The sequence below is a fragment of the Bacillus sp. SD075 genome (assembly GCF_017355165.1).
Taxonomy (GTDB): Bacteria; Bacillota; Bacilli; order Bacillales; family DSM-1321; genus Peribacillus.
The window spans coordinates 54,893-75,308 of the sequence record NZ_JADILK010000020.1 but is presented as its reverse complement, the minus strand read 5'-3'; the positions used below and the strand labels follow the sequence as shown (position 1 = coordinate 75,308).

24 protein-coding genes are annotated in these 20,416 nt (G+C 41.6%); 22 read left to right on the top strand and 2 right to left on the bottom strand.

Annotation, left to right across the window (positions count from 1 at the left end):
- Positions 1 to 11 precede the first annotated feature (11 nt).
- Together IOC57_RS14945 and IOC57_RS14940 are read right to left on the bottom strand one after the other, a co-directional pair.
- Positions 12 to 386: an SA1362 family protein gene (locus IOC57_RS14945; protein WP_063233078.1), complete on the bottom strand. Its 375-nt coding sequence runs from the start codon at positions 384 to 386 to the stop codon at positions 12 to 14.
- A 137-nt stretch (positions 387 to 523) separates the two neighbouring features.
- Entirely contained in the window at positions 524 to 1,474 is a 951-nt protein-coding gene (locus IOC57_RS14940; protein WP_207439469.1) for a DUF1385 domain-containing protein, read from the bottom strand.
- 334 nt (positions 1,475 to 1,808) lie between these two features.
- On the opposite strand from IOC57_RS14940, the gene IOC57_RS14935 reads away from it, so the two are divergent.
- The 22 genes from IOC57_RS14935 (at position 1,809) to IOC57_RS14830 (ending at position 20,156) form a co-directional block, all read left to right on the top strand.
- Positions 1,809 to 2,321 carry a YqhR family membrane protein gene (locus IOC57_RS14935; protein WP_207439468.1) on the top strand — a complete coding sequence of 171 codons (513 nt, stop codon included), beginning with the start codon at positions 1,809 to 1,811 and terminating at the stop codon, positions 2,319 to 2,321.
- A 94-nt stretch (positions 2,322 to 2,415) separates the two neighbouring features.
- Entirely contained in the window at positions 2,416 to 2,862 is a 447-nt protein-coding gene (gene aroQ, locus IOC57_RS14930; RefSeq protein ID WP_207439467.1) for a type II 3-dehydroquinate dehydratase, read from the top strand.
- Positions 2,863 to 3,924 (top strand): M24 family metallopeptidase, encoded by a 1,062-nt coding sequence (locus tag IOC57_RS14925; RefSeq protein ID WP_207439466.1) that lies wholly within the window; start codon positions 2,863 to 2,865, stop codon positions 3,922 to 3,924.
- 26 nt (positions 3,925 to 3,950) lie between these two features.
- Positions 3,951 to 4,508: an elongation factor P gene (gene efp / locus IOC57_RS14920; RefSeq protein WP_034308328.1), complete on the top strand. Its 558-nt coding sequence runs from the start codon at positions 3,951 to 3,953 to the stop codon at positions 4,506 to 4,508.
- Positions 4,509 to 4,673: 165 nt separating this feature from the next.
- Positions 4,674 to 5,606, top strand: coding sequence for a stage III sporulation protein AA (gene spoIIIAA, locus IOC57_RS14915; RefSeq protein ID WP_207439465.1), 933 nt, complete (start codon positions 4,674 to 4,676; stop codon positions 5,604 to 5,606).
- Complete coding sequence (gene spoIIIAB / locus IOC57_RS14910) at positions 5,599 to 6,114, top strand: stage III sporulation protein SpoIIIAB (RefSeq protein ID WP_207439464.1); 516 nt, start codon at positions 5,599 to 5,601, stop codon at positions 6,112 to 6,114. Before spoIIIAA ends, spoIIIAB begins: the two co-directional genes overlap by 8 nt.
- Before the next feature lie 21 nt (positions 6,115 to 6,135).
- Positions 6,136 to 6,339: a stage III sporulation protein AC gene (gene spoIIIAC / locus IOC57_RS14905; RefSeq protein WP_034308319.1), complete on the top strand. Its 204-nt coding sequence runs from the start codon at positions 6,136 to 6,138 to the stop codon at positions 6,337 to 6,339.
- Positions 6,340 to 6,353: 14 nt separating this feature from the next.
- Positions 6,354 to 6,743: a stage III sporulation protein AD gene (spoIIIAD, locus tag IOC57_RS14900; protein WP_094246647.1), complete on the top strand. Its 390-nt coding sequence runs from the start codon at positions 6,354 to 6,356 to the stop codon at positions 6,741 to 6,743.
- A 32-nt stretch (positions 6,744 to 6,775) separates the two neighbouring features.
- Positions 6,776 to 7,984 carry a stage III sporulation protein AE gene (spoIIIAE, locus tag IOC57_RS14895; protein ID WP_207439463.1) on the top strand — a complete coding sequence of 403 codons (1,209 nt, stop codon included), beginning with the start codon at positions 6,776 to 6,778 and terminating at the stop codon, positions 7,982 to 7,984.
- A 16-nt stretch (positions 7,985 to 8,000) separates the two neighbouring features.
- On the top strand, positions 8,001 to 8,609 hold the full coding sequence (gene spoIIIAF, locus IOC57_RS14890) for a stage III sporulation protein AF (protein WP_207439462.1): 609 nt from the start codon (positions 8,001 to 8,003) through the stop codon (positions 8,607 to 8,609).
- Between the two features lie 7 nt (positions 8,610 to 8,616).
- On the top strand, positions 8,617 to 9,288 hold the full coding sequence (gene spoIIIAG, locus IOC57_RS14885) for a stage III sporulation protein AG (protein ID WP_207439461.1): 672 nt from the start codon (positions 8,617 to 8,619) through the stop codon (positions 9,286 to 9,288).
- A gap of 14 nt (positions 9,289 to 9,302) precedes the next feature.
- The gene (locus IOC57_RS14880; RefSeq protein ID WP_207439460.1) at positions 9,303 to 9,884 is read left to right on the top strand and encodes a SpoIIIAH-like family protein; all 582 of its coding nucleotides are present in this window, start codon (positions 9,303 to 9,305) and stop codon (positions 9,882 to 9,884) included.
- A 591-nt stretch (positions 9,885 to 10,475) separates the two neighbouring features.
- Complete coding sequence (gene accB / locus IOC57_RS14875; RefSeq protein WP_207439459.1) at positions 10,476 to 10,973, top strand: acetyl-CoA carboxylase biotin carboxyl carrier protein; 498 nt, start codon at positions 10,476 to 10,478, stop codon at positions 10,971 to 10,973.
- 14 nt (positions 10,974 to 10,987) lie between these two features.
- A complete protein-coding gene (accC, locus tag IOC57_RS14870; protein WP_207439458.1) occupies positions 10,988 to 12,340 on the top strand; it encodes an acetyl-CoA carboxylase biotin carboxylase subunit in 1,353 nt (450 codons plus the stop codon).
- 37 nt (positions 12,341 to 12,377) lie between these two features.
- On the top strand, positions 12,378 to 12,782 hold the full coding sequence (locus IOC57_RS14865) for an Asp23/Gls24 family envelope stress response protein (RefSeq protein WP_222620245.1): 405 nt from the start codon (positions 12,378 to 12,380) through the stop codon (positions 12,780 to 12,782).
- A gap of 436 nt (positions 12,783 to 13,218) precedes the next feature.
- Positions 13,219 to 13,611: a transcription antitermination factor NusB gene (gene nusB, locus IOC57_RS14860; RefSeq protein ID WP_207439457.1), complete on the top strand. Its 393-nt coding sequence runs from the start codon at positions 13,219 to 13,221 to the stop codon at positions 13,609 to 13,611.
- A gap of 69 nt (positions 13,612 to 13,680) precedes the next feature.
- Positions 13,681 to 14,556 carry a bifunctional methylenetetrahydrofolate dehydrogenase/methenyltetrahydrofolate cyclohydrolase FolD gene (gene folD / locus IOC57_RS14855; protein WP_207439456.1) on the top strand — a complete coding sequence of 292 codons (876 nt, stop codon included), beginning with the start codon at positions 13,681 to 13,683 and terminating at the stop codon, positions 14,554 to 14,556.
- Positions 14,557 to 14,704: 148 nt separating this feature from the next.
- On the top strand, positions 14,705 to 16,057 hold the full coding sequence (gene xseA, locus IOC57_RS14850) for an exodeoxyribonuclease VII large subunit (protein ID WP_207439455.1): 1,353 nt from the start codon (positions 14,705 to 14,707) through the stop codon (positions 16,055 to 16,057).
- Entirely contained in the window at positions 16,054 to 16,287 is a 234-nt protein-coding gene (locus IOC57_RS14845; protein WP_207439454.1) for an exodeoxyribonuclease VII small subunit, read from the top strand. The genes xseA and IOC57_RS14845 overlap by 4 nt, the downstream gene beginning before the upstream one ends.
- Before the next feature lies 1 nt (position 16,288).
- Positions 16,289 to 17,182 (top strand): polyprenyl synthetase family protein, encoded by an 894-nt coding sequence (locus tag IOC57_RS14840; protein WP_207439453.1) that lies wholly within the window; start codon positions 16,289 to 16,291, stop codon positions 17,180 to 17,182.
- Between the two features lie 249 nt (positions 17,183 to 17,431).
- Positions 17,432 to 19,324 carry a 1-deoxy-D-xylulose-5-phosphate synthase gene (gene dxs, locus IOC57_RS14835; RefSeq protein WP_207439452.1) on the top strand — a complete coding sequence of 631 codons (1,893 nt, stop codon included), beginning with the start codon at positions 17,432 to 17,434 and terminating at the stop codon, positions 19,322 to 19,324.
- Between the two features lie 4 nt (positions 19,325 to 19,328).
- The gene (locus IOC57_RS14830) at positions 19,329 to 20,156 is read left to right on the top strand and encodes a TlyA family RNA methyltransferase (RefSeq protein ID WP_207439451.1); all 828 of its coding nucleotides are present in this window, start codon (positions 19,329 to 19,331) and stop codon (positions 20,154 to 20,156) included.
- Positions 20,157 to 20,416 lie beyond the last annotated feature (260 nt).

Here is a 20,416-nt window from a genome sequence, read left to right as displayed (position 1 = left end):
AAATCGGGCTCTTAAAAAGAAGCCCGATTTTTCTTTTTATTCTTTTTTCCTTCGATGACGGTTAAGTGGCTATCGGTTTTCTTTCTCAATTTTATTTTCTTTGATGATTTTGCTGCAGAGAAGCTTGCCACATTATCTTTTTTCGAAGTTCGGTTCTTTAGCCTTTTTTTCGATTGGCGGGCAGCCTTTCGGAATGCTTGCTGCTCTTTCTTAACTGGTTTTCCCTTTGTTAATCCGGTATAAATCATATAAATAATCCCTGCGACAATGGCTATTATGAGAATGTTCCTAAAAAAGCCAATCGGGTCATTAAATAGTCGGCTCATTAGTCCGAGGACTCCGAGGGCGATGATTCCGTATATCATGAAAGATATGAAACGTTTCAACAAAGACACCTCCTTAAGAGCATCATAAGCAGTTTTTGCTTATTTTAAACATTCTTCATGTAAAATATTTGAAAAAAATGAAGAGCATTCCCTTAGTTAGTATATGATTTTTCATCATCAAAATGTGTATAGATGTTTTACACAATTCCATCCGATTCTAAACCTTTTTCAGTCTCTTTTTCCATCCTTAACAGTTCTTGGAAGGATGCCAATGCGACTTCGACTTGATCATCTGTAGGGGCTTTGGTTGTCAGTAACTGAAGCCAAAGGCCGGGATAGCCAAGGTAGCGCAGCATTGGAATATCTCTTACTTTGTTGGTCAACTGCAAGACCTCGAAGGCTATGCCAAGCACTACGGGGATAAGCAAAATGCGATCCACGATACGGAGCCATAATGGATCGGTCGGAACAACCATATAGACGAACATACCTACAATGACTGTAAATAAAATAAAGCTGCTGCCACAGCGATAATGAAGGCGGGAACTTGCCTGCACATTTGCTACGGTCAATTCTTTTCCGCTTTCAAAACAATTGATCACCTTATGCTCCGCGCCGTGATACTGAAAGACCCGCTTGATCAATGGCGTCATGGATACTGCATAAATGTATACCAGCAATAATATCAACTTGAACAAGCTTTCTATTAAGACCTGGGCCATATGGCCGCTAAAGAAGGGTCTTGTCAATTCGGCAAGAAAGACTGGAATCAACGTGAAAAGCAGCTTCCCGAAAAGGAAGGAAAGAACACCGATTACGGCAACTCCTAGCCATACGCTTATTTTAGAAGGATCCTTCGTTTCTTTTTTCTTTTCTTCCTGCTTTTCCCCTTCTTCTTCATATTGTTCAGTTGAAAAGTTTAGATGTTTCGAGCCGGTTGCACTTGACTGAATCAGTGAAACGATGCCCCGTAGAAACGGTACTTTCTTCAAGCGGTTGACAACAGGTTTCGATTCACGCGGCAGATGATAATATACAATCGTCGAATCTTTGCGGCGTACCGCTGTGACTGTGTGATGTTTGCCGCCGAACATGACGCCTTCCACTACAGCCTGCCCTCCATACACGGGTTTTTGAACCTCAGACATTTCTACACCAACCTAATAGTTATTCACGTAGCTCTCTCAAGGGTGCTAACATGTGTATTATCAAGCATCACAAGGGTTAAACGCGGTCCTCCAAAGTTGAATGGCGGCTTTAACCTTGCAATTACTTTATGAATGTTGAATCACAGGAAGGTATGATCCTGTGTACATTATAAATTTCAACAGAGGATGGGTATTTTCCTCTGAAAAAAGGAGATTATTTATGATTTAATCATACAGAATAAATCACAAAACCTCTAGTGATTCTCCTTCCTAATAATAAAAAAAAAATAGTTCTATTTAACAAGGGGCATACTACGTAGCGGAGGTGTTTGATATGTCTTCTAATGGAAATGGACAAATTCAACAGGAATATCAAAATATGTTGATCTATAATGTACTTGCTGTCGGTTTTGCTGGGGGGGCTTTTGCCAGTTTTATCGGAATCATAGCCGATTATCTTAACTTTATGGATCTTAGCCCGAAATTCATACTGACTTCATGGTCAAATATGACCTGGATCGATCATTGGCTTGGTACGGTAATGACCATAATTTTATTCGGAATACTATCTGTTGGGATCGCTTTTATATACTATAGTCTTTTTAAAAGGATGAAGAGTATTTTTCCGGGTATTGTTTTGGGAGTGGTTTGCTGGGCTTTGCTGGTATTTGTCCTAAAACCGATGTTCATCGATTTACCAACCTTTTCTAAAATGTCAGCCAATACGGTTATAACAAGTTTATGCATTTTTATTATATACGGTCTTTTTGTAGGGTTTTCTATATCATACGATCATCAAGAATATATGCGTCAAAAAAACAAAGGCGAGAAGCAATCGGAAAGCTGATTGCTTCTTGGTTGTAAAAAAGTAGTAAGACAATTTGTAATTATGATAGAATGTTCTTGGAAAGCATTCTTTTAACATGAGCAGGTGTTTGATGATGACAAAAATCTTACTAATCAATGGTCCGAATTTAAATCGCTTGGGGAAACGGGAACCTGCGCATTATGGATCCTCGACGCTGGCGGATGTGGAAGTGCAATTAATGCAACAGGCTGAAGCGTTAAATGTGGAATTAACCTCTTTTCAAACTAACCATGAAGGAGCGATTATCGACAAGCTCCATTGGTCAGAGGATCATGGGATCGACGGGATTATCATTAATCCTGGAGCTTTTACTCATTATAGCTATGCGATTCGTGATGCAATAGCCGGAATTGATGTTCCCGTGGTGGAAGTGCATATTTCGAACATACATGCCCGTGAAAGTTTTCGGCATGAATCAGTGACCGCAGCGGTGACGGCGGGACAGATTGTCGGCTTGGGGATACACGGATATGAATTGGCGTTGCAGGCGATCACAAAGATTGCAAAGGGGAGAAATTAAATGAATAAACTAATGCGCTTAAGAGCCTCAATGGAAAAGGTGGGCATTGATGGTTTTTTGATCACTAGTACATATAACCGCCGATATATGACCAACTTTACGGGAAGTGCAGGCGTTGTACTTATTTCCCAAAAAGAAGCTAAATTCATCACTGATTTCAGATACGTGGAACAAGCGGGCAAGCAGGCACCGGACTATGAGATCGTTCAACACAAAGGAACCATCATCGAAGAAGTCGGTAAGCAGGCTGAAGCGATGAATATCGGTAAGCTGGGCTTTGAGCAAGAACACCTGACTTATGCTACATATAAGGCATACGAATCGGCCATTGATGGTCAACTTTTACCGGTGTCGGGGGTTATTGAGAATTTACGCTTGATAAAGACCTCATCAGAGATTAAGATATTAAAGGAAGCGGCTGCTATTGCTGATGCTGCGTTTACACATATTCTGGATTTCCTGCGACCAGGGATCTCGGAACTGGATGTATCCAATGAACTTGAATTCTTTATGAGGAAACAAGGGGCAACTTCCTCTTCATTCGATATTATTGTAGCATCCGGTATAAGGTCCGCACTTCCGCATGGAGTGGCAACGGATAAAATCATCGAAAAAGGCGATTTTGTCACATTGGATTACGGGGCTTATTATAACGGGTATGTGTCTGACATCACTCGGACATTAGCAGTTGGCAAGCCAAGTGAAGAACTTATTAATATTTATGACATTGTTTTAGAAGCTCAACTGCGAGGAATGTGTGGGATCAAACCCGGTATGACTGGCAGGGAAGCGGATGCACTAGCTCGTAATCTAATTGAAGAAAAGGGATATGGGCAGTATTTTGGACATTCGACGGGACATGGAATCGGTCTTGAAGTTCATGAAGGTCCAGCATTATCCTTTAGGTCCGATATCATATTAGAACCAGGTATGGCTGTAACCGTTGAACCGGGCATTTATTTACCGGGGGTAGGCGGAGTGCGGATTGAAGATGATACGATCGTTACAATTGAAGGTAACGAAGCACTTACTCATTCAACCAAAGAGTTGATCATTCTGTAAACATGTACATGTAGGAGGACAAATTTATGATTTCTGTAAACGATTTTCGCACAGGTGTTACGATTGAAGTAGATAATGGAATTTGGCAGGTTATCGAGTTCCAACACGTTAAACCTGGTAAAGGTGCAGCTTTTGTACGTTCTAAACTTCGTAATCTTCGTACGGGTTCCATCCAAGAGAAAACATTCCGTGCTGGTGAAAAAGTTGCTAAAGCACATATCGAAAACCGCAAGATGCAGTATCTTTATGCAAGTGGAGATAGCCATGTATTCATGGATAACGAAACGTATGACCAAATCGAGTTGCCTGCTTCAAGCATTGAACGTGAACTTAAATTCCTTAAGGAAAATATGGAAGTACATATCATGACTTTCCAAGCGGAAACACTTGGTGTCGAACTTCCAAACACAGTGGAACTTGAAGTGGCGGAGACTGAGCCGGGAATTAAAGGCGATACATCTTCAGGCGGCACGAAATCTGCTGTACTTGAGACGGGCCTTTCGGTTCAAGTTCCATTCTTCATCAACCAAGGTGACAAACTATTGATCAATACAAATGAAGGCTCTTACGTATCACGTGCATAAATGAAAGAAGGCCGAGATTAATTTCTCGGTCTTTTTTTTTGTCTTTTTAGATCCCGAAAGTTATAAAAAGTCAATAAATGGTCTGTTTCTTTAATAGCCTGTCATCATTGCGGGCTGGGCGGCATATATTTTATTGAAAGTGGTGTATACAGGAGGATTGTCAAAATGGAAACGATTCTTTCTTTTTTACCGAAAAAATTATACGAGCAACTCCGGGGTATGACACCGATGATGATCGATAAGATGGAAGAACTACGAATTCGGGTTGGAAGGCCGCTTGAGGTCATTGTAGGAGGGGAACCATACTTCTTTTCCTATAAAGTGACCCATTCGGATGCAGATCAATTATTGAATCAAATAGGTCAGTTTTCGTTATATACACTTGAGGAAGAATTAAAGCGGGGATATATAACCATAGCGGGCGGTCATCGGGTGGGGCTTGCTGGCAAGGTGATCCTGGAAAATGGGTCGGTCAAAGCGATCAGGGATATTTCTTCATTCAATATTCGGGTTGCACGTGAAAAAATAGGGGCAGCTGAACCGCTCACTTCATATTTATTTGACGGGGAATGGCAACATACCATGTTGATCGGTGCTCCGCAAACGGGAAAAACGACCATATTACGTGATATCGCAAGAATCATATCCAGTGGTAATGAAAAACGCGGCATTACCCCTCAAAAAGTGGGGATAGTGGACGAGCGCTCGGAAATTGCCGGATGTGTTCATGGAGTGCCGCAGCTCGAATTTGGAACACGGGTTGATGTGCTCGATGGATGTCCTAAAGCGGAAGGGATGATGATGATGATCCGTTCGATGTCCCCGGATGTATTGATTGTGGATGAAATAGGCCGTGCAGCGGATACACAGGCTGTGCTGGAAGCAGTGAACGCAGGTATTAAACTCATGATAACTACACATGGCCATACACTGGATGAGGTAAAGAAGCGACCATTTATCGCCGAAATATTAAAGCAAAACATCTTTGAACGTTTTATAGAATTACAGAAAAGCAAATCCGGTAAGAGGAGCTACAAAGTCCTTGATGCAGCAGGGGTTCCCATTTTCTTGGGAGAAAGTGTGAACCGTCATGTTTAAGTTAATAGGAGCAGCGATAATTATTATTGCAACGACATGGGCGGGTTTCGAAGCCGCGAAAAAATTAAGTATGAGGCCACGTCAACTGAGACAGCTGAAAGTCGCCATGCAATCACTTGAAGCTGAAATCATGTATGGTCATACCCCTTTAAAAGAAGCGGCAAGGAAACTTTCTAAACAGATGGTCAAACCTTTATCCATCTTTTTCGAAACATTTGCGAATCGACTCGAGTCAGGAGAGACCACCGTCAAAGAAGCATGGGATGATAGTTTGAAGAAAATATGGCAATCCCTTGCTTTAAAACAGGGAGAATTCGAGATTCTTTCACAGTTTGGGGAGACGCTTGGAAAAAGCGATAAATATCATCAGCAAAAGCAAATCATGCTAACGATGGCACACTTGGAACGGGAAGAGAGCGATGCACTCGACCGACAGGGAAAATATGAAAAAATGATGAAAAGTCTTGGTTTTTTATCCGGGCTATTATTGATCATCTTGCTGATGTAGGAATATGTGGGGGGAATGAAAATGGGCATTGATGTGGACATCATATTTAAAATAGCGGGTGTGGGGCTAGTTGTGGCATTTCTTCATACGATACTCGATCAGGTTGGGAAGAAGGAATATGCCCAGTGGGTGACACTTTTCGGATTTATCTATATTTTATTCATGGTAGCTTCTGTAGTAGAGGATTTATTTCAAAAAATTAAATCTGTATTTCTATTTCAGTAAGGGAGGGATTCGCGATTGAAATCATAAAAATCGTGGCCATTGCCCTAGTTGCCACCTTTTTGGCACTGATCGTCAAAGAGCAAAAACCAAATTTCGCATTCCTGCTTGTCGTGTTTGTTGGATGCTCCATTTTTCTTTTTTTAGCTGACAAAATATACGAAATTATTTTAATGTTAGAAAAAATTGCGGTAAATGCGAATGTAAATACCGTGTATCTAGAGACCATCTTAAAAATAATCGGAATTGCCTATATTGCAGAATTTGCTTCTCAAATTACAAAAGATGCAGGGCAAGGTTCGCTCGCTTCCAAAATAGAATTGAGCGGAAAAATCTTGATTCTTGCCATGGCGATTCCGATTTTGACGGTCATTATCGAAACGATTTTACAGATGCTTCCAAGTTAACGGATACTCCTACTAGTCAATGAGGTGAATGTATGAAGCAGCGGATGCCTTACTTATCCATTCTATTCGTTTTACTCATTTTTTTGCATGCATCTATTGGACAAGCTGCCGAAAATCCCGGAAATGGTGAAATCGATCAAGAGCCAATCATGCAGTCCGAACTGGTACAAGCCCAAATAGAAAGGCTGGGTGTCGATGAGCTCAAACAATATTGGGATGACATCGTTACGGAATATGGAGGATTCTTACCGGAAAGCCAGAAAGGGAGCTTCATGGATTTTGTAAGCGGCGATAAGAAGTTTTCCTTTGACCAATGGATGAAGGGAATGACAAAATTCATTTTTCATGAACTGCTCGTGAATGGAAAGCTGTTGGGGTCACTCATTTTGTTAACCGTTTTCAGCATGTTCCTCCAGTCTTTGCAGAATGCGTTCGAGCAAAGCTCCGTAAGTAAGGTCGCTTACGCAATCGTTTATATGGTGCTGATCATTTTGGCACTTAACAGTTTTCATGTGGCGATTGAATATACAAAAGATACGATAGATTTGATGATTTCCTTTTTAATGGCGCTCATCCCTTTACTCTTGGCATTGATAGCTGCTTCAGGCGGACTTGTATCCGCAGCCTTCTTTCATCCGGTATTGATGTTTTTGATGAATACAAGCGGCATCTTGATCCAGTTTGTCGTCCTTCCGTTATTATTCTTTGCAGCGATATTAAGCATAGTCAGCACGCTAACCGAGCATTACAAAGTGACACAGTTGGCACAACTCCTCCGTAATTTTGCCATCGGTATCCTGGGGGCATTCATGACCATATTCCTTGGTGTGATCTCCGTTCAGGGAGCATCCTCAGCTGTAGCCGACGGAGTGACGATCAGGACAGCCAAATTCGTGACCGGTAACTTTATACCGGTAATAGGGCGCATGTTTACTGATGCAACGGATACGGTCATTAGTGCCTCTGTCCTTTTGAAAAATACTGTGGGCCTGTCAGGTGTCATCATTCTCTTGCTCATCACCACTTTCCCCGCCATAAAAATCTTGATGATTTCTTTTGTCTATAAATTGGCAGCGAGTCTTTTGCAGCCACTGGGCGGAGGACCTGTAATAAAATGCCTTGACATAATAAGTAAAAGCATGATTTATATTTTCGCTGCATTGGCCATTGTCTCACTCATGTTTTTTTTAAGTGTCACGGTAATTATCGCCTCTGGAAACATTACCCTAATGGTTCGTTAGAAAGGAGGAGGGCTTGGTGAGTTTTTTAGCTGGCTGGGTATCCAACATCATCATATTTGTATTGCTGGCTACTGTGATCGATATGCTTCTTCCGAATTCAGCTTTACAGAAGTATGCCAAAATGGTCATCGGACTTTTGCTGATTGCGATCATCATCACTCCTATATTGGGATTATTCAACAAGGATTTCGACGATATCCTTTCTGCAGCTACCAGTGAATTTGAGGACCAGGAAAAAAAAGATTTAGGAAATTTGACAGAAATGAAGAAAAAAGAAATACAAGCTACCCAGGGTGCATATATTTTAAAACAAATGGCTGTTGACTTACAGGCAGAAGTGGAAGAGGAGCTGATGGTGGATTATAACATGAAGATTAGTTCAATTGAAGTAGGGGTCAAGGATAAGGAAGAACCGGGTGTTGATGATCTGCAGAACATAACCATCTCATTGGAAAAAGCAGAAGGGAAAGAAAACTCGGAGATAGAGGCAGTAGCGAAGGTTGATATCAATGCAGATGGCCCATCCACTTCGAATGATGCCAATCTGGATGCTGTAAAAAGGTTTCTGGCAACAAGTTGGTCTGTAAATGAAGAGATCATTGAAATCGCCGGGGAAAGGAAGTGACTGAGTATTGAACAAAGAAAAAGGTCCATTATCCTGGCTGCAAAAACTATTGAATAAAGACCCTGACCAAAAAGAGCCTAAGGAAAAAAAACCTTCCCTGTATGTCTATGCTCTAATAGTTGTCCTTTTGGGAGCGGGAATCATGATGGCCGGGAATTTGTTAACCACCAACCAGACGGGACAAACACCTGAAGTAAAGACTGTATTCAATAATGATAAACAGCAGGAAGATGAAGGGGATGTTGAAACATTCGGCCAGAAGAAATCAGAATTCAAGACGACAAAAGACTATGAAATATATCTTCAAAATGAAATGAAGGAGGCGCTTGAGTCCATCGCAGGCGTCCAGGATGTAAAAGTCGTAATTTACGTCGATGCATCCGAGAAAAAAGTATATGAAAGAAACAAAGTCACCCAAAAACAAGTCACTGAAGAAACCGACCAGGAAGGCGGCAAAAGGACGGTCGAAGACACATCTGTTGATGAGCAGCTAGTTTTGGTCAAGAGCGGTGAAAAAGAAGGACCGATTATTTCGGAAACGAAAAAACCTAGTGTGCGAGGGGTCCTGGTAGTCGCTAAAGGGGCTGAAAACATTCAAATAAAGAAGTGGATAATCGAGGCTGTAACACGCTCACTTGATGTACCGAGTCACAGGGTTTCTGTCATGCCTAAAAAATAAGGGGGAAAATCTACATGTTATTAAAAAAACAAACCGTATGGTTATTGACTATGCTAAGTCTGGTCGTTGTGCTTTCAGTCTATTATTTAACCGCTCCTGAAGAAAATGCCGCCGATATGACGGCAACGGAGCAAATGGAAAAGGAAGAAAATAAAACAGAGAACAAAGCGGATACAAAAGGTGAAAATAAAAGTGAAAAAGAAACGTCCAAAAATACAGAAGGTTCCTCTGTAACCATTGCATCCGGAGATGAGTTCGAATCGTTAAGGATGCAGATTGAAGATGAACGGGCGAAGCTGAATGAAGAATTGACTGCAAAGATGGGCAACACAGAACTATCAGCTGAAGAAAGAGACGAGGCTTATGCAAAAATCGAACAATTAAGTGAAACGAAAGTAAAAGAAAATATCATCGAAAACTTAATCGTTGCCATGGATTACAATGCTGCACTGGTCCGGGTGGACGGAACGGATGTAAAGGTGAGTGTCAAGGCCGATAAACAAACGAAAACAGAAGCCAATAACATAATCCGCCTTGTAAGGAAAGAAGTGAGCGATGCACAAAATGTAGTGGTCGATTTCCAACCGGAAAAGTAAACACACATACAAGTTCATCATCATAAAAATTTGAAAGCCCCCTTTAATAAAAAAAGGAGGCTTTTTATTATGATTTTTTCAAACCATCCTACAACCGGAAACTTTAGAGGAAAAGTTTTTTTGTTTAAATTGGTATCAGGGACTCAAATAAAAATGTCAATCATGATCATCCGTTATATTCTAGAAAAGTAATTTTAATGGATATTATTGCGGGTTTTCTACGAATAAAATGCAAAATAGTAGAAAAAGCGTTAAGGTGCCCCAGTTGAAAAATATTCACAATATTATAATAAAGGTGTAAGATAGAAGTATGGATAATAAGTCACAACTAATCTATCATTGAATTTGTATAAGCTAATATTGTATGATGTTAGAAGCTGGTCATAAACTATTCAACTCTCCAAGGGAACAATATTTTGAGAAAGTGAAATATCTGTTATAATACAGATGGGGTTTGTATTTGGTTTATTCGCATAAAGAAAGCGGCTACTTTGTGCAGTATTGGACAAAGTAGGATAAGCTAAGGGTAAGGTTACATAAAATATTATTGCCTCACAAACTCATATTAAATTAGACAAGGGGTGCCACAAAATGAAAGTGCAAGAAATTCGTGAAATTATTAAGCTAGTCGATCAATCAAATATCAATGAATTCGTTTTTGAAAATGAAGGAACGAAAATTAAATTGAAAAAAACTGAAACGGGTACAGTATTGCACCCAGCAGCTGCTCCAGAAGTTGTTCAAGCCAATTCAGCTGTAGAGGTCAAGCACGCAGCTGCCCCAGCGCCTGCAGTGCCGAAAGCTGTTGAACCTGCAAAACCGGCTGCTGCCGTCACTGAACAGGAAAATTTACATAAAATCACTTCTCCGATGGTAGGGACATTCTACCAATCTCCTGCACCGGATTCACCTGCATACGTAAAAACAGGCGATAAAGTAACGGGGGATTCCATCGTCTGCATCGTGGAAGCCATGAAACTTTTCAATGAAATCGAAGCTGAAGTAAGCGGTGAAATCGTAGAAGTCCTTGTAAAAGAGGGTCAGCTTGTAGAATATGGTCAACCATTATTTTTAGTAAAGCCGGAATGAGGAGCTGTTTCTAAATGATTAAAAAGGTATTAATTGCCAATCGTGGGGAAATTGCTGTCCGAATCATCCGGGCATGCAAGGAATTAGGAATCGAGACTGTTGCGGTCTATTCAGAAGCAGATAAAGAGGCATTGCATGTTCAAATTGCGGATGAAGCATATTGCATCGGTCCTAAATTATCAAAAGACAGTTATTTAAATACAACGAACATTATCAGCACGGCCAAGAAAACGGGATCCGATGCTATTCATCCAGGATATGGATTCCTAGCTGAAAATGCTGACTTTGCTGAGCTATGCCGTGAATGCAATATCATTTTCATCGGTCCTAGCCCTGAAGCGATCAATAAAATGGGAACAAAGGACGTAGCAAGGGAAACCATGCGCAAAGCTGGTGTACCGATCGTTCCAGGATCTAAAGGCATAATTAAAGATACGGATGATGGTGTAGCCCTAGCTAATGAGATGGGCTATCCAGTCATCATCAAAGCCACTGCCGGCGGAGGGGGTAAAGGTATCCGCGTAGCAAGGACAGAAGAAGATCTCATTAAAGGCATTAACATCACGCAACAGGAAGCCGCGACGGCATTTGGGAACCCTGGCGTGTATATTGAAAAGTTCATCGAGGATTTCCGTCACGTTGAAATACAGGTCATGGCAGATAATCATGGCAACGCCATCCATTTAGGTGAGCGTGATTGTTCGGTCCAGCGACGTTTGCAAAAACTTGTTGAAGAAACCCCGTCACCAGCATTGGATGGTGAAACACGTGCGGAAATGGGGCAGGCTGCAGTAACGGCTGCACTTGCCGTTAACTATTCAGGTGCCGGAACAGTAGAATTTATTTATGACTATGTGAATAGAAAATACTACTTTATGGAAATGAATACACGTATCCAGGTCGAACACCCAGTTACAGAAATGGTAACGGGCGTGGATTTGATTAAAGAGCAGATCAAAGTTGCTTCAGGTAACAAACTATCGCTTTCGCAAGAGGATGTCACTTTTAACGGATGGTCTATCGAATGCCGGATCAATGCGGAAAATCCAGAAAAGAATTTCATGCCTTCCGCAGGAAAGATTCAAATGTATTTACCGCCAGGCGGCTATGGAGTTCGTGTGGATTCCGCGGCATACCCTGGGTACTCGATCCCGCCATATTACGATTCCATGATCGCTAAATTGATCGTCCATGCACCGACTAGAGAAGAGGCGATCGAGAAGATGAAACGTGCCTTAGGCGAGTTTGTCATTGAAGGGATCAGTACCACAATTCCTTTCCATATTAAGTTACTTCAGCATGAACAATTTGTTTCCGGGGAATTTAATACCAAATTCCTTGAAATATATGATGTAATGAACTCATAATGTAAAGGAAGACAGGAGGTGCTTTTGAATGAGTGAAATGGAAGGCCAATTACTCGAAATGAATGATTATAATAGTGGACTTGGCAAAGTGGAGATCGCGCCTGAGGTGATAGAGGTGATTGCGGGTATCGCTGCATCGGAAGTTGAAGGTGTTGCACATATGCGCGGGAATTTCGCTACGGGTGTTGTTGAAAAGCTTGGTAAAAAGAATCACGGCAAAGGTGTTAAAGTGGACTTAACGGGAGAATCCATCAAAGTCGAACTTTATTGTGTCATGAAGTTTGGTGTTTCAATTCCGAAAGTTGCTCAGGAAGTGCAAGATAACATTCGTGAAGCTTTACTGAATATGACTGCTATCGACGCTGGCGAAGTGAACATTCATGTAGTGGGCATTGCGTTTGAAAACGCTAAACAAGAAGCGGATTACGAACAAGAAGTGTAAGTGGCTTCATTCGATTCACACCTGCAAAAACCCGGCAAAAAGCCGGGTTTTTGTTTTTTTGAATGTATACTCCAGGATACCCTGCTTATAATATTAAATTTAAATGAACATAATAAGGCGGTGTCTGGAAGTTTCCCTTTAATTCAAGGGTGATTTCTGTTAGAGTGTAAAAGGTGAAATATGAGCATGAAAGCTAGGCATGAGCTTTTTGACACTTTCAAAAAGGTTGGAACTGTGTTGGCCATGTAATTGGAAAGTAATCTTGAGATGTTTGCTTGAATCAAGATGTTGAGTCTTTTGGCCTTAATTTTAGTGAGATTTAGCTAGTTTTTAAAATATTTTAGCGAAAATCTTAATATTTTTGAAAAAATGTTATTTAATGTTCGTTTGTTCTAGCGTTTTCATATATAATAGTAGATGTTAAAGGAGTAAGATTATGAAAAGAAGAGAAGCCCGTGAAAAATCCCTTCAAGCCCTATATCAGATAGATATTGCCAACTCGAATGCAGAAGAAGCGATGGAGAGCGTACTGGATGGTGCTCCTACTGATGAATATTTCAAGAAATTAGTAATGGGGATAACGGAAAATCGAGAACAAATTGATGGAATGATCAGGGACAATTTAGAGAATTGGACGTTGGAAAGACTGGCGAACATTGATCGGAATTTACTGCGGATCGCGGTTTATGAAATGCTTCAAAGTGAAGATGTTCCTGTAAGTGTTGCAATGAATGAAGCTATTGAAATTGCTAAGAAATTCGGTGATGATCAATCGAGCAGCTTTGTAAATGCCGTTTTATCCAAAGTAAAGGTGAAAAGCGGCAGCTAAAGCTGCAGCCTTGAACAAGGATTCTCTCGGCAATTTCTTTAGCAAAATTAACTTGGGAGGAATAAACATATGTCAGCTCAAATCATTAATGGTAAAGAAATTGCAGAGTCAGTTAGGCAGGAAATCAGTAAGGAAGTTCAACAGTTACGTGAAAAAAATGTCGTTCCGGGTTTGGCTGTAATCCTGGTGGGCGACAATCAAGCATCACAAACTTATGTGCGCAATAAGCAAAAGGCCTGTGAGGACTTGGGCATGCATTCCGTATTAATTAAAAAGCCTGCGGAACTCTCTCAGGAGGAATTAATTCAGAGCATTGCTGAATTAAACCAGGATGACAGCATTCATGGTATATTGGTACAACTGCCATTACCTGGACATATTCAGGAAAAAGCGATCATTGAAGCGATTTCCCCTGAAAAGGATGTAGATGGATTCCACCCGATTAATATTGGGCGGATGATGACGGGACAGGATGCATTTTTACCCTGTACTCCATACGGCGTCATGGTGATGCTTGAGTATATTGATTATGACCTCGAAGGTAAGCATGTTGTCATCGTAGGGAGAAGTAATATCGTCGGAAAACCGGCCGGACAAATGTTTTTAAATGCAAATGCAACCGTTACTTACTGTCATTCACGGACAAAGGATCTTGCGTATCATACCAAGCAAGCCGATGTCGTTGTGGCAGCTGTCGGAAAGAGGGACACGATCACGAGTGACCATATTAAAGAAGGTGCAGTCGTCATTGACGTTGGAATGAATAGGAATGATGAAGGGAAGCTTTGCGGTGATGTGGCGTATGATGAAGTGAAAAACAAGGCTTCATACATTACCCCTGTTCCTAAAGGCGTTGGTCCCATGACGATTACGATGCTTATGAAGAATACGGTCAAATCTGCTCAAAAAGCACTTGAGCAGAACAAGCAAGCATTAAAAAGCTGAAAAAAACGTTAAATTATTTTAAAGAAGCGGACCTCTTGTTTTATAATAACGGGAGACCGCTTTTTTCCATTCATGGATCAATGAAGTTTTAGTGTAATCTAAGGGCGAGTTTTCTTTATATCCGATTTCCATCGGAAGGAGACATTATATGAGCAACCAACAATATTTGAGTGTGTCGGCTTTGACGAAGTACATCAAAAGGAAGTTCGATGCCGACCCCCATTTGCAAAATGTATACATAAAAGGTGAAATTTCAAATTTCAAACAACATACAAGCGGGCATATGTATTTTACTTTAAAGGATGAGAAGGCCAGGCTCCTCTCCGTTATGTTTGCCGCCAATAATAAAGGGATGAAATTCCTGCCCGAAAATGGTATGAAGGTACTTGTTAAGGGCGATATATCATTATATGAAGCGGGGGGACAGTATCAGCTTTATGTGAAAAGCATGGTCCCTGATGGTGTGGGGGATTTGTATCTTGCTTATGAACAGCTGAAGAAAAAGCTGGAGGAGGCAGGTTTATTTTTGGCCGAACATAAGAAGCCGATTCCCCAGTATCCTAAATCTGTAGGTGTCATTACATCGCCGACCGGAGCTGCACTAAGAGATATCCTGATAACCATCAAACGGAGATATCCAATCGCCAGGATCATCGTTTATCCAGCACTTGTACAAGGGAATAATGCCGCTAAATCGATTGCCAAGGCAATTTCCATGGCTAACGCAAGGGCGGAGAGTGATGTTCTCATTGTCGGAAGGGGCGGTGGGTCGATCGAGGAGCTATGGGCCTTTAATGAGGAGATAGTGGCTGAATCGATTTATGATTCCGATATACCGATAATTTCCGCAGTCGGTCACGAAACCGATTTTACAATTGCTGATTTTGTCGCCGATATGCGTGCTCCTACACCGACTGGAGCAGCAGAGTTAGCGGTTCCTCACCTGAATGAAATACTCGAACGCCTTATGAACCGCAAGAATCGATTGACCCGCTCCATTCAAGAAGCGGTCAATTTTGAACGAACCCGTTTGACCAGGATGGAGAGGTCTTATGCTTTCCGTTATCCACATAAAATGTATGAACAGAAGCTTGAACAGCTTGACAAGACGATGGACAGGCTAGGGAAGACCAGCACGCGATATTTCATGAAAAAGAGAGATGGGCTGAATCAGCTGAACGATATTCTGAAAAAGCAGCATCCGGAACAAGCGGTGAAAAATGCGAAAGATGATTTGCAGCAGCATGTAAAGGGCTTACGAAGGGCCATGGAAGCCATCTATCGGCAAAAATCACAACAGTTCGTCCATATTACAGCCACTTTATCTGCCCTCAGCCCGCTAAAAATCATGGAACGGGGCTATGGATTGGTTTTTGCTGAGGGTGAGACATTAGTGAAAAGTACACAGCAAGTATCCAAAGGGGATAAGATAGCGGTTTCGATTAAAGATGGGACCCTTGAATGTGAAATTAAAGAAATAAAGGAGCGGATTGAACCATGACAAAAAAACCGGAAGCTACATTTGAAGAAGCGATGGAGAATCTCGAAAAAATTGTAGAACAGTTGGAAGAAGGCGATGTGCCCTTGGAAGAAGCTATCTCCATATATAAACAAGGAATGGATTTATCAAGGCTTTGCCATTCAAAGCTTAAGGCTGTTGAAGATCAGTTGACTCAAATTTTACGCGAAGATGGGGAACTTGAAAACTTCGCTGTACAGGAGGAAGAATGACATGGGTACGGCGTCCTTTGAAATGTTTTCTAAAGAATATAAGGCGGTAATCGAACGGGAAATTGTGGAATATGTCAATAAACTTAAGGCTCCGGCAGTGGTTAAAGATGCCATGGTCTATTCACTGGAGGCAGGGGGTAAACGGATTCGCCCGTTATTGGTCTTTGCGGTTCTGGAGGCATTTGGAAAGAGCTTGAGGAGGGGAATTCCTGCAGCGGCCGCCATTGAAATGATTCATACATATTCTTTGATTCATGATGATCTTCCGGCGATGGATGATGATGATCTCCGCCGCGGAAAACCGACGAACCATAAAGTGTTCGGTGAAGCGGTAGCAATACTGGCAGGTGATGCGCTTCTTACATATAGCTTTCAATTGGTGACGGATATGATCGATCCCGAGGTTACGGCTGAAATGAAGCTGAACCTTGTAAGTGAAATTGCGAAGTCTGCCGGAGCCGAAGGAATGGTTGGAGGTCAAGTTGCCGATATGGAAGGGGAGAATAAACAGCTGACCCTTCAGGAATTGGAGTATGTCCATGAACATAAAACAGGAAAGTTATTGACTGCAAGCATCCTTTCCGGAGCTATATTAGCCGGAGCGAATGAAGAACAGAAACGGCATTTACGTGACTTTGCATACCACCTAGGGCTTGCTTTTCAAATTCGCGATGATATTCTGGATATTGAAGGGTCCGTCGAGTTGATAGGTAAGCCGGTTGGCAGTGATGTGGGGAATCATAAAAGCACATATCCCTCTTTACTTACGCTTCAAGGGGCAAAGGAAAAGTTGGAACATCATATAGAACTTGCCCATGCCGCTTTAGGAAAAACAACCTTACAGACGGGTTTGTTGAATGAACTAACTGATTTAATAGCGAACCGTAACCATTGATTGTGGCTAAATTTGTTATCAATTGAGGTTTTATGGTATACTCATTGTGCAAAAATATGTGAAAATCAAAATGAATTTTTTAATGGAGATACGTGATAAAATAGGTATAATAAGCCGCCGAATTCACCTGGGTGTTGGCGGCTATTTTTTAACTTAAAACCAATTTTTCGGTCAAGTCTTCGATATCCCTCTTTTATGAGGATTTGTTTATGCTTACAACCGAAAATGACAGAAAGTGAGTGGTCCTGTTTGGATCTTCTATCTATAAAAGACCCTTCTTTTTTGAAGAAGATGAATAATGAAGAACTAGTCGAGTTAAGTGTGGAAGTACGTAAATTCCTTGTGGAAAAATTATCGGTGACAGGCGGGCATATTGGTCCCAATTTAGGTGTCGTTGAATTGACTATAGCCTTGCATAAAGAATTCGACAGTCCGAATGATAAAATTTTATGGGATGTCGGACATCAATCCTATGTCCATAAAATCCTGACTGGCAGAGCAGGAGAGTTCGACACCTTAAAGAAATATAAAGGTCTTTGCGGTTTTCCTAAAATGATTGAAAGCCCCCATGATGTTTGGGAAACCGGTCATAGTTCGACTTCCCTTTCAGCTGCAATGGGAATGGCGGCTGCCCGTGATATCAAAGGTGAAAGCAGTTTTATTTTACCTGTAATCGGGGACGGTGCCCTAACTGGCGGAATGGCTCTTGAAGCATTGAATCATATCGGCGATGAAAAAAAGGATATGATCGTTATCCTGAATGATAATGAAATGTCCATAGCCCCTAACGTAGGTGCATTACACACGATATTGGGAAGATTGCGGACAGCAGGTAAATACAACTGGGCAAAAGATGAATTGGAGCAGCTTCTGAAAAAAATTCCTGCAGTCGGTGGTAAACTTGCGGCTACAGCTGAACGCTTGAAGGATAGCATGAAGTACTTATTGGTCTCAGGAATCTTTTTCGAAGAGCTCGGTTTCACATATCTAGGGCCAGTGGATGGTCATAATTATGAGGAATTGCTGGAGAATTTAAGATATGCCAAGAAAACGAAGGGACCTGTACTGCTGCATGTCATCACGAAAAAAGGCAAGGGGTATTCACCTGCCGAGTTGGATACAACTGGAAACTGGCATGGGACAGGCCCATACAAGATCGAGACAGGTGATTTCGTGAAATCACCTAGTAAAGGTCCTGCTTGGAGCGCTCTTGTAAGCGATACTGTAAGCAGGCTAGCCCGTGAAGATGAGCGGATTGTCGCGATTACACCTGCAATGCCCGTAGGTTCGAAATTGGTGGGCTTTTCTCGGGAGTTCCCGGAGCGTTTCTATGATGTAGGGATCGCCGAGCAGCATGCTGCAACTTTTGCAGCAGGATTGGCAACGCAAAAAATGAAACCTTTTCTGGCTATTTATTCAACCTTCCTGCAAAGGGCTTATGACCAGGTGGTGCATGATATCTGCCGTCAGAATTTGAATGTATTCATAGGGATCGATCGTGCCGGATTGGTTGGTTCAGATGGTGAAACGCATCAAGGCGTTTTCGATATTGCTTTCTTACGCCATGTACCGAATATGGTGTTGATGATGCCGAAGGATGAAAACGAAGGTCAGCATATGGTCAATACGGCCCTAAACTATAATGATGGTCCGATTGCTATGCGTTTCCCTCGCGGGAATGGTTGGGGAGTTGTGATGGATACCGAATTACAGCAGATTCCAATCGGTTCGTGGGAAGTTCTTAAAGAAGGGACGGATGCGGCCATCTTAACGTTCGGTACAACGATTCCCATGGCTCTTGAAGCTGCAGAACTTCTGGGGAAAGAGGATTATTCAGTCAAGGTGATCAATGCCCGTTTCATTAAGCCTTTGGATGAGAACATGCTAAGCAGTCTCCTTGGAGAAAAAATGCCTATCTTGACAATAGAGGAAGCGGTTCTTCAAGGTGGTTTTGGTAGTTCTGTACTTGAATATGCTCATGATCAAGGGTTTTATGGGGCAATTATAGATCGAATGGGAATACCTGATTATTTCATTGAACATGGAAGTGTGGATGAACTTCTTGAAGAAATCGGTTTAACGACTGAGACAGCCATCAAAAAAATTAAAATGATAACACCCAAAAAAGAAAAAAGGGCCTGACAATATGAAAGTGATGAAAGAAAGAGTAGATGTATTACTTGTAGAACAAGGCTTGGCCGATACACGTGAAAAAGCGAAGCGTATGGTTATGGCAGGCCTTGTCTACGCGAATGAAGAGCGATACGAAAAACCGGGGGAAAAAGTGCCGGTCGATCTCGAATTTACGATCAAAGGAAAAGTCATGCCTTACGTTTCAAGAGGCGGTCTTAAGCTTGAGAAGGCATTAAGGGAATTCGATTTACAAGTGAATGGAAAAATACTGCTTGATATCGGTTCATCAACTGGTGGGTTCACGGATTGTGCTTTGCAAAATGGCGCCACAATGTCTTATGCGCTTGATGTGGGTTATAATCAACTTGCCTGGAAGCTTAGGCAGGATGATCGGGTTAAAGTAATGGAGCGGACCAATTTCCGTTATGTTACACCCGCCGATCTAGATGGGGAGATGCCAAACTTTGCAAGCATTGATGTTTCTTTCATCTCGCTTACGTTAATTTTACCGGTGCTAAAGACCTTGCTCGTCCCGAATAGTGATGTCGTTGCTTTAGTTAAACCGCAATTCGAAGCGGGGAAGGATCAAGTGGGTAAAAAGGGGATTGTTCGTGATCCCAAAATCCATAAACAAGTGTTGGATAAAATCATTTCTTTTTCTATAAAGGAAGGCTATGATATTAAGGATGCCTCCTTCTCACCGATTACCGGCGGTGATGGAAATATAGAATTCTTACTTCATTTACACTGGCAAGGGTCGAAGGAAGATGGAGCGATGTTGCTTTCGAAAACGGTTGATGACATCGTTGGAGAAGCCCATGCCCAATTTAAAAAAGAATAGCTAGAACTTTGTATGGGCTCCTTTGGCTGAATGGTTGGCTAAAGGAGCTTTTTACCTATACATGGTGCGTCATGCACTTGAATCATTTATAGGTGGATACATAAAATAGGTAAGTACAAAAAATAGACTTGTATTCATTTTAGAGAAAAAGTTGTACAATTGCATAAAAATCCGATAACATTAATATTAGCCACTTCCTAAAGCGGCCTATTTGCACGTACTGATGATATCGAAGCAAGCCCATATTGGGGGAGTTTGCT